The organism is Paenibacillus sp. FSL L8-0638 (genome assembly GCF_038593075.1).
GTDB classification, from domain to species: Bacteria; Bacillota; Bacilli; order Paenibacillales; family Paenibacillaceae; genus Paenibacillus; species Paenibacillus polymyxa_D.
Genome location: NZ_CP151960.1, coordinates 576,572 through 589,201 on the forward strand (window position 1 = coordinate 576,572; position 12,630 = coordinate 589,201).

A 12,630-nucleotide genomic window follows, 5' to 3' on the forward strand; every position below is an offset into this window, starting at 1 on the left:
GGGAGCTAAGCATCTTTTGACATGTCGAAAGATGGGGCTTCATGTTATGATGTACAAGAAAGGCAGACGCGGTTAACATAGGCCTGGCATCCAATTTTTTGCGCTATGGGAGTGTGAGTCCATGCAATTTTCAATGATGTTTCTAATGAATTTAGGGATGCTGATTGCCGTTGCCTATGTGGCGAACGTGATTTATAAATATGGTTTGAGTCGTACCTCTTTGCGGTTCAAATATGTCAGCTCCGTGCTGTTAGTGATATTTGGCGGATGGGTCAGCTCTTGCTTTGGTTTTAATTTTAGTGAAACGGTTATTTTTGATCTGCGTTTTGTACCGCTGATTATCGCGGCATTGGTGTATCCCCGCTCCTATACGCTTATTATTATTGGGGTCGCAATCGGACTTACGAGATTTACCTTTGGTCTGCATATGGCGGCGTGGGTCGGCTTTTTGAATATGAGCATTCTGGGCGTCCTGTGCGCCGGATTGAACTACTGGATGCGGCGTTCCACCTGGCGTCTGATTATCAAGGCATCGGTGACCATTTTAGCGGTTAATATCGTAAATACGTTAAATATAGCCTGCCTGGGCGTCATTCCCTGGCGCTATTATGTAGCGGAGGTTGTTCCTCTGACACTGCCAATCGGCATCGTCCTCAGCTTTCTATTTGCTCTGATTTTACGGGACTTTCAGATGGAGCAACAGCGGAATCATCAGATTAAGCAGGCGAATGAGTTGTTATCAGAGCAGCGAGATGAGTTGCAGAAGACAAAGGTCATTCTAGAGGAACGTGCCAAGCAACTGATGATGGCTTCCCAATATAAATCGGATTTTATGGCAACGATGTCGCATGAGTTACGTACACCTCTTAACAGCATTATTAACCTGGCGCAGATTATCAACGAGCAGGGAAAGGAACTGGATGAGGACGAGCTATACCAGTACAGCGATCTCATCTATGCCTCGGGGCATGATTTGCTCCAACTGATCAACGACATTCTGGACTTGTCCAAGGTCGAGGCTGGACACATGGAAATCGTAAGTGAGCCGGTCAATGTGCGTGAAATTGCGCAGGTGATGATGATGCAGTTTGAAGTCACTGCGAAGGATAAAAACCTGGAATTCAGCTTAAAGGAGCATGAGCCTATACCGAATGAAATTCGGTCCGATTCCAAACGTGTACAGCAAATTTTGCGTAATCTGTTGTCCAATGCCTTTAAGTTCACTCATGAAGGACGTGTATTGCTGGAAATCAGTACACAACATCTGGATCGAAAGGGACAGGAGGGAGATTGGGTTGTATTTGCTGTAAAAGATACGGGCATCGGCATTTCCAAGCTTCAGCAACACGTTATTTTTGAGGCATTCCAGCAGGCGAACGGTTCCATTAATCGTAAATATGGAGGAACTGGGTTGGGATTGTCCATCAGCCGTGATTTTTCCCGCTTGTTGGGCGGGTTTATCCGTCTGGAGAGTGAGGAGGGCAAGGGAAGTACATTTTCCCTGTACCTACCGATGTGTCCGTCCAAAAGCAAGGAGGCGGACGAACAACCCTTTAAATTAACCTAATCGCAATTGTAGGAGCAGGAGCGTTATGGCACAAAGGAGGTCTATCATGGAACGTAAAGCGGTCGTTGTGGGTGCAACAGGGCTTGTCGGGGGTTATGTTGTACGAGAGCTGCTGGTGCAAAAGGAATACAACCGCGTCATGGTTATGGGCAGACGTCCGTTGGACATCAAGCATCCCAAGCTGGAGCAGGCGCTTATCGATTGGGAACAGCCACAGAAAGCGGCGTTCGCCTTCGAGGGGGTGGATGATGTTTTTTGTTGCCTTGGGACAACGATGAAAAAGGCTGGCTCCAAGGAGCAGTTCCGTCAGGTGGATGTGGACTATCCAGTGCTAGCTGCCCAGTTGGGCAAAGAGGCTGGTGCTGTACAGATGCTAGCTATCTCAGCGATGGGGGCCGATCCAGATTCACGCGTGTTTTATAACCGCACCAAGGGTGAGGCTGAAGAGGCACTTGCCGCTATCGGGCTGTCTGCGCTGCATTTGTTCCGTCCGTCGCTGATCTTGGGAGCGAGACCTGAACGACGTTTGGGCGAAGCCGCTGCCGCTGTTGTCATGAAAGCGCTGGACGGCTTGATGACAGGCAAGCTGGCTTCCTACCGTGCCATCCCGGCTTCGGTCATCGCACGAGCCATGGTACGGATCGCTCTTGCGCAGGCGAGCGGTGTACATATTTATCCGAACGACATTATTCGGGTCATCGGTGCGGAACTAACATCCGATGATGAGGAAACTGGTTCAGGAACGGCTCCTGATGAGAATATGTAAAACCACAGCTAGGGTTAAAAATGACAATAACGCCGCTGCTGCCCGATGATTCGGGCAGCAGCGGCGTTATTTGTGTTTTATTGGTGGTCTGTATGTTGCGGCACATCCATCGTAATCTCTAATTCATCCATGTAATGGCGTGTCCAGTTGCCATTAGCATCAAGCAGGGCACTGCCCCCTGGTTGTGTTGGCAAGATATAAGGCTTGAAAATGATCTTCTGGGGAGTATCCACAAAAGGAGTAAACAGGGTGATCATTTTGCTGTTACGTTCTTTGGTAAGAGGGACTCCAGAGCCGCTCAGGAGTTGGAGTTCTCTTCCCTGCTCGTCGAATACCGCATAATCAAGCATATCCAATTCTTTTTTGGTGTACTGGATCGTTTGTCCATTTTTGATGTCATTGTACTCTCGCTTCACGGTGTACTCATCCGGCATATGTGCAATATCGGTCAGCATTTTGAACGATGTTGTGATCTTGGTCGTGATGGGTGTCATTTCTACCTTTTCTGCCGTAAATGCAAGATACGGATTAGACTTGCTTATTTGCAGCTGAAGTGTCTTGTTATTTATTTTAGTTTTGTGAACCGTGGTTTGTATGCGAAACGGCTCGGCTACACCTTTTAACTTTGCATATACCTCTAGCTCAAACTGATCTGGTAAGACGGGTTTACCACTGGCAGAATCACGCATATACGCAATCAGCATAGAATTACTGTCTTTGCCTGGGCGGCCATACATGAAATTAAAGGCGCCATTATTGCTATTGACCGATGTTCCATTGATGAACAGGTCCACTTTCTCCAGAATGTCTTCTTCAGGCTGTCCTTGTGTATGGCTGGTCGGATATAGGGTTTGATGTTGTGAATCTCCGCCGCTCTTTTCCAACGCCACGACCAAGCGTGTCCCGTCAAATATGATTTGTGGTACCTTTAACGTAATACCGCTATGGGTAACACTGAGATTCGAGGAAGTTGCCAACCCTCTCTGATCAGCGGTTTGCAGCCCGAGATCCCCAGCAAGCCTGAACACGCTGTCTACAAGGGGAACTTGTTTCAATGATTCTGCCATTGTTGGTGAAACAAAGGCGCTACCAATGATCATAACGCTAATGACAGCCGCAGAAGCAGCGACAATTGCGGTTCCGCGAAGGAATCTTTTGACCGATCGCTGTAAGGAAGGGGATTTGGATAACGGCTCCACATCCGATTCCATTTGTGTGTAAAATGCATCTAAGCGTTCTCTTACCAAATCGGGAATCATTACCGTGTCAGCTTCCAAGTTTTCTTTTTCTGATTGTAATTTCCGATCCAGCTCTTGATTCTGTTTCTCAAACTCTGAAGGGATCATTGAAAGGTCGCCTTCCTTTCTCCGCGATTTTGTAGCAGGCCCATTAATGTTCTGCGAGCACGGTGCAATCGTGTTTTGACGGCTCCCTCTGATACATCCAGTACCTCTGATATTTCTCTGATCGGCATATCCCGCAAATAGTGGAGGGAAATTACGGTTCGCATGGATTCCTCCAAGTGGTCGATGGCCTCGCGCAGTTCGATTTTTTCATATCCGCCCGAGGTGGAGGGTTCCTTTATAAATTCGGCCACGGGTACGATCCGTTTTTGCTTGCGGATAATGAGATGGCACTCATTAATGAGGATGCGAAGCAGCCATGTTTTAAAATAGCGAGGTTCACGCAGCTCACCCAGAGACTGGTATGCCTTGAGCATCGCCTCTTGCATTGCGTCCGCGCAATCTTCATTGCTGTGAAGAATGGAACGCGCCATACCATACATATCGGCTTCCATATGTTTCATCAAGGTGACGAATGCCTTGCGGTCCCCCTGCCTTGCTTGGTGTAAGTTTGTTTCGAGATTCAAAGGATGGTGCTCCTTTCCCGTCTATACTTAGCTATGATCATTGTACCTGTATCTGGATTTGTAGAATTTATTTTGTAGCAGGTTACAGGAGTTAGATGATACATAGACGCTAAAGGTTACAGCGGATATAAAAAAAATATAGCAACGTGGCAACGGATGTCTTAATAGAAACCCGGTGCGTTAATCCGTCGCACGGAATAGTGGCTTTGGACTTCACATGCTATAATACGGTGAACCAGTATCAGGAAGGAGAATCCAACCCATATGAAAAAAACAATTGCTACTGAAAAAGCACCCGGTGCTATCGGTCCTTATAGCCAAGCGGTAGAGGCAGGCGGGTTTATTTACACTTCGGGACAGCTTGGACTGAATCCGGCAACAGGTGAGTTTGGTAAGGATGTACAGGAGCAGGCACGCCTGTCCTTGAGCAACGTACAAGCCATTCTGGAAGCGGCAGGCAGCAACATGAACCAGGTTGTGAAAGCGACTGTATTCCTGAAGGACATGAACGATTTTGTCAGCGTCAATGAGGTGTACAGTTCTTTCTTTGAGCAACCCTATCCAGCACGCAGTGCGGTGGAGGTAGCCCGTCTGCCTAAGGATGCACTGGTGGAGATTGAAGTCATTGCATTGAAGGGCGAATAGTCTGTACCCGGTGTAGATCACTCAACAAGCAAGCTTATAGATTTGATCAAAGTCTATACCTAATCATATTGGATAAAATGAATAAACAAAGCAAGCGAGCTTGGGCTAGATGATTCAGACCCGAACTCGCTTGTTTTTGCTAGTAGATATCAATAGTTTCTTTAATCCCGGTCTCGATTACGGGCAAAGAATAGCCATAGGGCGTACACCAGAATGATTGCCGCCAAGATCAATGCAGCCAGCCGTACATTTTCATGGTTCGGATGCTCGACGGCGATGGCGATATAGGCCCATACAAATACGAGAGGATAAATGCTGTCACGATAAGGGAAGCTGACCATGATCGCCAATATGGTGCCGATGAGCAGGATGATGATCGCCCATGTCGTATCGCTGAGTCCCCAGCCACTCCATTCATTCTTTTCCAGTGCCACTGCAATATTGATAATAGTAGCAACGGATACCCAACCGAGGTTGAGGCTGAACGGTAGCTTGACGAACCACATTTCTCCGCGGGTTGGCTGAGGTGTGCGGGTACGTACATACACGACGCCCAAGGAAAGCAAGTATAAAATAATAACGATGACGCACAGTTCTACGTATACATACTGCCAGAGGAAAATCCAGATGATATTGAAAACACAGCTTAGAATAAAAAAAATACCGATGGATTGAACGCTTGTCTTGGCTTGCCCTGTAGGTGTAGCTTGATACACGACAAAGCAGGCGAGCAGCACGTAGATGACTGACCAGATGGAAAAAGCGTAACCCGCTGGGGTGATCAAGGTAGGGTACATGTTGGATACAGCAGCAGTACTTCTGCCACCGATAGGAAGTGTAGAAGCCAGAAAGTTAATGAGAACGACAGCAATAAATACAATAATATTCCACCATTTATACGGATGGCTTCGTGACATTGGGATATCTCCTCCTCAACGAATGATGATCCAAAATGACCGACTGGTCACAATCTTCTACTATGAATATACCCACTTTGCTTTCGAATATGTCCGAACGGGAAAAAGTTTCTTGATCCCGGCATAATCATAAAAAGTGGTATGTATATGCAGTCATATGTAGTACAATGATAAAAATTTTAAGCACTATATAAGCTGGATTTCCTCAGGTTCAACTTATATAGAAGTAAGGAGATAAGTAGAATGAATGGCTTGGAGAAAGTAGGGAAATTTGTAGGAGGGACCTTTTCCATTTGGGTACTTTTATTTGCATGCTTGGGGTTTTTCTTTCCTGCGGCGTTTACAGGGATGAAAGGATACATACAGTTATTTCTGGGCATTGTCATGTTCGGGATGGGGCTAACTTTATCTGCGGCTGACTTTCGCGAAGTATTCCGGCGTCCAGTGGATGTGGCTATTGGTGTGGTCGGGCATTATCTGATTATGCCGTTTCTGGCCTTTGGCTTGGCATTAGTATTGCAGCTGCCACCGGATATTGCGGTAGGTGTCATTTTGGTAGGCTGTTGCCCGAGTGGAACTGCGTCCAACGTAATGACGCTTTTATCCAAAGGCGACGTGGCGTTGGGGGTATCGATTGCTTCGGTGTCGACGCTGATTGCTCCACTGGCTACCCCGGCGATGATTAACCTGCTTGCTGGACGTTGGATGAATATTGATGCGAAGTCCCTGATCATGGACATTCTCATCGTAGTTATTGTCCCCATTGTGCTGGGTGTTATCATCAAATCGCTATTTCGCAAACAGGCAGAAGCCAGTGTCCAGGCGCTGCCGCTCATATCAACACTGGTGATTATGCTCATCGTGGCTATTGTGATTGCAGGTAGCAAAGGCAAGATTTTGGAGACAGGTCCGATTATTTTTGGTGTGGTTATTTTGCATAACGGAATCGGGTTCCTGCTTGGATATTGGTTTGCCAAGCTGTTCGGCATGGATCTTTCCAAGCGTAAAGCTGTTACGCTGGAAACGGGAATGCAGAATTCCGGACTGGGTGCTGCGCTGGCAGCAGCTCATTTTAACCCGATTGCTGCTGTACCGAGTGCGATTTTTAGCGTGTGGCATAATATTTCCGGCTCGTTGCTCGCGACTTGGTTTTCCCGCCGGGAGGAGAAGAAAAGCACAACCCGGAAGCATTAAGCTTTGTTAGTGGCTTGTGCCAAGGGCTACGGTTCAGCTTTTTCGAACAGTTTAGGGATGGTCAGAAAGGATAGATTTGACTTTATAGTTGCGGATCATTATACTGTGGTTATTATAACCACTGTATTTAAGTAAGCAACAGTAGTTTGAGTCGTTATGGAGGAAAACTACATCGAATTCGTATTCGGCTTCATGCACAACAGCCTTATATTATCTGATCTGATTTAAACTGAAGGAGAGAGAAAGAATGAACCCAAAATATAATTCTCTATTTGAAGCTTTTACCCTACCATCCGGTATTACGTTGAAGAACCGTATTACCATGGCACCTATGACTAACTTTGCTTCCCACGAAAATGGTGAAGTGAGTGACGAGGAACTGGCATACTACCGTGAACGCTCCGGTGGTGTGGGCGCGGTTATTACCGCTTGTGTGTATGTAACTCCAGATGGCAAAGGCTTTGTCAATGAATTCGGTGCGGACAAGGATGAAATGATTCCGAGTCTCCGTCGTCTGGCAGATACGATTCATCAAGAGGGCGCGAAAGCGATCCTGCAAATTTATCATGGTGGCCGCCTGTGTCCACCGGATCAGATTCCAGACGGACAACCGATTAGTGCAAGCGCAGTAGCCGAGGAAAAAGAAGGCGCACCCGTGCCGCGTGAAATGACATCCGATGATATCCACCGCGTCATCCGCGCCTATGGCGAAGCAACCCGCCGCGCGATTGAAGCAGGCTATGATGGTGTGGAGCTGCACGGAGCGAATGGTTACCTGGTGCAGCAGTTCTTCTCCCCGCATTCCAACATTCGTACTGATGAATGGGGAGGAAGCCTTGAGAAACGCTTGACCTTCCCGCTGGCGGTTGTTCACGAAGTGAAAAAAGTGATCGCAGAGCATGCGAAGCGTCCATTCATTTTCGGTTACCGCTTGTCTCCTGAGGAAGGACACACGCCAGGCATCACGCTGGATGATACGATGGTGCTTGTAGACCGTCTGGCGGATCAAGGGCTGGATTACCTGCACATTTCCGTAAATCATTTCTTCGGTGGTTCGTTCCGTGACCGTAGTGACGAACGGTCACGTACCGTTCTCATCCATGAGAAGGTAGGTAACCGTGTGCCGATTATGGGAGTCGGATCGCTGAATACACCGGACGAGGCGCTTGCAGCACTGGAGACAGGTGTACCGCTTGTATCGCTGGGACGTCCGCTTTTGATGGAGCCGCAATGGGTTCAGAAGGTGCAAAACGGCACAGAAGATACCATTCGCACAACCTTATCCAAGCAAGCTCAGCAGGAGCTAGTTATTCCTGACTATTTGTGGGGTGTGTTGACGACCCTTCCAGGCTGGATGCCTGTTACGGACTAAATTTTGAATGACGGAGATACCCTAGGCTGCTCTCATGCACCTGGGGTATTTTCCTGTCTTGTGACCGTGAACACAATAATATAGGAATAACTGAGAAAGAAGGAAACTGACAATGTTACATGGAACTAATGGCGCGATTTTGATGAAGTCCACCCATCCGGGGCTACAGATTCGACTGTTGCAAGTAAATGATGCAGAACGTTTATTAGAGATCAGACGTGAAAATTTTGATTTTTTCAAACCGTTCGAGCCAGAACGGCCTGAAGTTTACTTTACCCTGGAAGAACAGACGCGTCTGATTTCCAACGGTTTGGAAGCGGCACAAGCCGGACAGGGATATACGTTTGGACTTTTTTTGCCGGAAAATAATAAGCTGATTGGCAGAATAGAGCTGTCGGGTGTCGCTAGAGGCCCCTTTCAAAACGCCAATCTGGGCTACTTTGTAGATCCTGCTTACCACGGACAAGGCTATGCTACTTCCGCAGTGAAGGATATTGTACGCTACGCCCTGAACGAGTTGGAATTACACCGTATTCAAGCAGGAGTGATGCCAAGAAATACGCCTTCCAATCGAGTGATGGAAAAGGCAGGATTTCGCCGCGAAGGGCTGGCTCTCAACTACTTGAAGATTAATGGTGTGTGGGAAGATCACGTGCTGTATGCGATAACGGCTGAGGATTTGCAGAATGGCGTCTTCTGAACTCGCCAGGCGTGACCCCCTCCAGTTTTTTGAACACCTTGCCAAAATATTTTTCATCCTGATAACCGACCATACCGGCAATATGATGAAGGCGCAGCTTGTCATTCAGCAGTAATAGCTTTGCCTTGCCCATCCTGATCTGGCACAAATAGTCCGACAGATTAACCCCGTACTCCTGCTTGAATTTACGAGAAATGTATTCCCGACTGAGGTAAAAGCGGCTCGCCATATCCTGAAGAGAAATGTCCTCGTCGTAGTGTGCATCCAGATAGCGGGCAATATCACGGATGGTCGGGTTGTTTGGACTATGGCTTGGTGTAAGTGCCTGACCGGCTGCTAGCAGTCGGTTTTCGATCTGTCTTTGCCATAAGGGCAACGAAAGCATGCCGCGGTTGTCGACCGGCAAGGCATGAATGGAGCTGGACTCATCCGCCAATTCCTCGCCATCGGTATCACCGGGTCTGTCATTCAGCCAGCGGGCCAGCATCCAGTCCAACTCCTGATTCCAACTGGCGAGCTGCTCTGCTGTAACCGAAGGCAGCTCGGCTACGACTGCTATCCAGCGGCCTACCGCTATAGATACACGACTGGCATTACAGCTAAGTGCACTAAGTCGTAGTTCCTCTTCCATCTCAGGCAACTGGGGAAGACGAATGCTCTGCCGTGTCTGGGCACTCTGGTGCATCCAGTCAGCGGTTTGCAACACATCCCGTTTCCACAACGCTTGCCGTGCCTCTTGGTAGGCAGTGGCTGCCGCTATGGGAAAGGCACCAAAAGAGCCAACCCCGATGTGCATGTAGCACCGCAAAGCGGTTTTGATTCCTGTATGAATATCCTGCAAGAGCTTTGACCAACGAGATGGATCGCCCCAATATAGCAGAATAATTTCGTCCATACGCTCCAGATGACGGAATGCAACTCCGGTTTGAGAAGTTCCGAGAAATTCGTTGCAGATGTTAGTGAGGGAAAAGCTCAAAAGCGCACGCCGCGTTTTATATTTGTCCAGTATATCGGCATCCAGCTGAGTAGTACTCATCACAGCTGCATTACATATCTGAATAGCTGCGGGAAGACGTAGCTCCTCGCGTAAGGGCGTAATGGAAAGAGGGGTATTCGCTATCCCGGAAACGATTTCAGTCAGGAGCTTATCAGCATAGTGTGGCCTCATCCGATTGACCTCCATTGCCTGCATCGTCTGCCTGTTCCGGTCTTGCTCTGCTGTCCGCCAGGCTTGAGTGGCTTTTTTTACAGCCTCGTTAATCTCCACTGGATCCACGGGCTTAAGAATATAGTCCATGCCTCCCCGGCGGATGACCTGTCGAACCAATTCAAAATCATCATAGCCACTGACCACCACGACTCTAGTTGCTGGGGAATTGACTTGAATCCACTCCATCAGTGCTATTCCATCCTTGCCGGGCATCCGCATATCCGTGAGTACAACGGGTGGGGATAGGGCGGTAATGACCTCAATCGCCTGATCGCCCGACTCGGCTTCAATCACCTCGCTCACACCGCAAGCTTCCCAATGTACGAGCATCCGTATGGCATGGCGCACATGCTTCTCATCATCCACAATCAGGACTTTCATTGACAGATCACTCTCCCTTAATATGAATCTCCGTATGGGTTTCCGTGCGAATTTCGAGTGTGTACCGGACACCATGAGGCAGAATGTTGTCTACGCACAGGGTGTTAGAACCATCCTCCGAGTGAAGCTGAATACGCAATAGAACATTACGAAGGCCAATGGAGTCTTGCTCGCTAGTGTCTGGCTCCTCGTAGGCTTTTAGCGGACGTTTTAACATATGCTGGAGTTGCTCCAACTCGGCTTGTGGAATGTTAGTTCCGTTATTTTCCACTGTTATTTTCACAATACCTTCCCGGATTCGGCTACCTGTAATGCGAATTTCACCGGGCCCCAGCCGGGGATCGGCACCGTGTTTAAAGTAGTTTTCCACCAACGGTTGGAGAATCATTTTAGGCACCCGATCATTCAGGACCTCATCCTCCCACTGGTAAGTGACCTCTAATTGCTCACCGAAGCGTTCCTTTTGTAAATCAAGATATTGTTTTACATGTTCGGCTTCTTCCTTAAGAGTAACGACCGTATGGTCCCTCATATTATAGCGCAGCATTTTGGCAAGGGAAGAGAGCAACGAATAAATTCGCGGCACCTCATGCTGTAGAGCCAGGGTTCCAATAGACTGTAGCGTATTATATAAAAAGTGAGGATTAATCTGTGCCTGGAGCGCTTTCAATTGATGTGTCTTGTTAGCCAGCTCCAGCTTGTATTCCCGCAAAATGAGGTTATTGATGGTATCCATCATCTGTCTGAAACGGCGCGACAGTACTCCGATTTCATCGTTACTCATGGCCCGAATGTCTACATCCAGTTGACCGGACTGAATCTGGTTTATGTAGCGAGTCAGTCGCTTAATAGGTGCCGTGATTTTTATCGAAATCCATAACGTGGCAACAATGGCAAGTAGCAATGCTGCGCCTGTAATGACCGCATTGATCTGAGTCAGGCGGGTAGCCCGTAAATACAGCGTACGATGTGGTATTTTCTTGACGAGTGTCCAGCCTGACAAATTGGCATCCAGCTTGCCGTACACGTGCAACGCTGTATCATCCTCTATCACTCCGTGCTCGTCTTCCTTAGAAATTCGATTGAGCAGGTCAGATTCCTTCCAGTGTGTTCCAATTAATGCTTCTTTTCCGCTATATATGATCGTTCCGTTTCGATCGATTAAAAACAGCTCCTCTGTATCCGCATCATACAATTGACGGCAAATACTGCGCAGCGGCTCCAGATCAACATCTATAGCCAGTACCCCAAGCGTCTCTGAGGCAGGAATGTTCCGAATCGCTCGATGAAGTGTAAATACCTGCTGCTCTGTGTTGTGCTCCGCATAGGAAACCGCCGAAAAGCCGTACAAATGCTTCATATGCGTGGGCTGTATGAACAGTCCGGAAGGGCCATAATGAATAAAACCGGTAAAGGGCTCCAGCCGGAATTCCCGTAGAGGAGCCGTGCTGGTAATCAGCGTAGATTGCCCAGCCTCAAAAGAATGCAAATACACCTGGTCAATGCCTGACGTAGCATTCATCATCGTTTGCAGAGTGGTGTATATTTCAGCGACGGCCCGGTAATCATCCGGGATTTTGGCCAGATTACGCAGAAAATGAGGGTCATTATAGACTCCGATGGACGCGCGATTCAAACCCTGTAAATAGTTATCCAAATTCGTAATTCCCTGAAAAATAAGCCGCTCATTTTCTTGTGTGGCCTGCTCCCGCAAGGATTGCTTGGTGAGAACGAAGGTCATGGTCATCGACAGCAGTAGCGGCAGGGTGACTGCAATGAGCAAAAACCAGATTAGGCGAGAACGAATACTGTAAAATTTCATGCAGTGAGCTCCTTTCACAATTCAAGGCGAGCCAGAGGTCAATATTTTCCCCCTTAATGGTTCACGATCCTACGTGTTCTCAAGAGCGCTTATTCGACATAATGAACATGTGAATCGCATATCCTTACGGCCCAAACATCATACTGCTGAAAGAAAGCCGTAAAGGAGCGTTCCAGACACCAATAG

General features: G+C 48.0%; 11 protein-coding genes. 6 read left to right on the forward strand and 5 right to left on the reverse strand.

Features of this window, described 5'->3' with window-relative positions:
• Positions 1-121 precede the first annotated feature (121 nt).
• Together MKY35_RS02570 and MKY35_RS02575 are read left to right on the forward strand one after the other, a co-directional pair.
• Complete coding sequence (locus MKY35_RS02570; protein ID WP_342445494.1) at positions 122-1,567, forward strand: ATP-binding protein; 1,446 nt, start codon at positions 122-124, stop codon at positions 1,565-1,567.
• Between the two features lie 46 nt (positions 1,568-1,613).
• Complete coding sequence (locus tag MKY35_RS02575) at positions 1,614-2,333, forward strand: NAD(P)H-binding protein (RefSeq protein WP_342445495.1); 720 nt, start codon at positions 1,614-1,616, stop codon at positions 2,331-2,333.
• Positions 2,334-2,410: 77 nt separating this feature from the next.
• Here the strand turns inward: MKY35_RS02575 and MKY35_RS02580 are convergent, their stop codons facing one another.
• Both MKY35_RS02580 and MKY35_RS02585 read right to left on the reverse strand, forming a co-directional pair.
• Complete coding sequence (locus MKY35_RS02580) at positions 2,411-3,679, reverse strand: DUF4179 domain-containing protein (protein ID WP_342445496.1); 1,269 nt, start codon at positions 3,677-3,679, stop codon at positions 2,411-2,413.
• Positions 3,676-4,203, reverse strand: coding sequence for a sigma-70 family RNA polymerase sigma factor (locus MKY35_RS02585; protein WP_342445497.1), 528 nt, complete (start codon positions 4,201-4,203; stop codon positions 3,676-3,678). Before MKY35_RS02585 ends, MKY35_RS02580 begins: the two co-directional genes overlap by 4 nt.
• A 264-nt stretch (positions 4,204-4,467) precedes the next feature.
• On the opposite strand from MKY35_RS02585, the gene MKY35_RS02590 reads away from it, so the two are divergent.
• Positions 4,468-4,848 carry a RidA family protein gene (locus MKY35_RS02590; RefSeq protein ID WP_013308546.1) on the forward strand — a complete coding sequence of 127 codons (381 nt, stop codon included), beginning with the start codon at positions 4,468-4,470 and terminating at the stop codon, positions 4,846-4,848.
• A gap of 161 nt (positions 4,849-5,009) precedes the next feature.
• On the opposite strand, the gene MKY35_RS02595 is transcribed toward MKY35_RS02590, so the two are convergent.
• Positions 5,010-5,765, reverse strand: a complete 756-nt coding sequence (locus tag MKY35_RS02595) for a tryptophan-rich sensory protein (protein WP_342445498.1) — start codon at positions 5,763-5,765, stop codon at positions 5,010-5,012.
• Positions 5,766-6,008: 243 nt separating this feature from the next.
• On the opposite strand from MKY35_RS02595, the gene MKY35_RS02600 reads away from it, so the two are divergent.
• From MKY35_RS02600 to MKY35_RS02610, 3 genes are all read left to right on the forward strand, one after another.
• The gene (locus tag MKY35_RS02600) at positions 6,009-6,959 is read left to right on the forward strand and encodes a bile acid:sodium symporter family protein (RefSeq protein ID WP_342445499.1); all 951 of its coding nucleotides are present in this window, start codon (positions 6,009-6,011) and stop codon (positions 6,957-6,959) included.
• 247 nt (positions 6,960-7,206) lie between these two features.
• Complete coding sequence (locus tag MKY35_RS02605; RefSeq protein WP_342445500.1) at positions 7,207-8,331, forward strand: NADH-dependent flavin oxidoreductase; 1,125 nt, start codon at positions 7,207-7,209, stop codon at positions 8,329-8,331.
• 112 nt (positions 8,332-8,443) lie between these two features.
• Entirely contained in the window at positions 8,444-9,031 is a 588-nt protein-coding gene (locus MKY35_RS02610; protein WP_342445501.1) for a GNAT family N-acetyltransferase, read from the forward strand.
• Here MKY35_RS02610 and MKY35_RS02615 read toward each other — a convergent pair.
• Both MKY35_RS02615 and MKY35_RS02620 read right to left on the reverse strand, forming a co-directional pair.
• Positions 8,961-10,622: a response regulator gene (locus tag MKY35_RS02615; RefSeq protein ID WP_342445502.1), complete on the reverse strand. Its 1,662-nt coding sequence runs from the start codon at positions 10,620-10,622 to the stop codon at positions 8,961-8,963. The genes MKY35_RS02610 and MKY35_RS02615 overlap by 71 nt on opposite strands.
• Positions 10,623-10,629: 7 nt before the next feature.
• The gene (locus tag MKY35_RS02620; RefSeq protein WP_342445503.1) at positions 10,630-12,444 is read right to left on the reverse strand and encodes a histidine kinase; all 1,815 of its coding nucleotides are present in this window, start codon (positions 12,442-12,444) and stop codon (positions 10,630-10,632) included.
• Positions 12,445-12,630 lie beyond the last annotated feature (186 nt).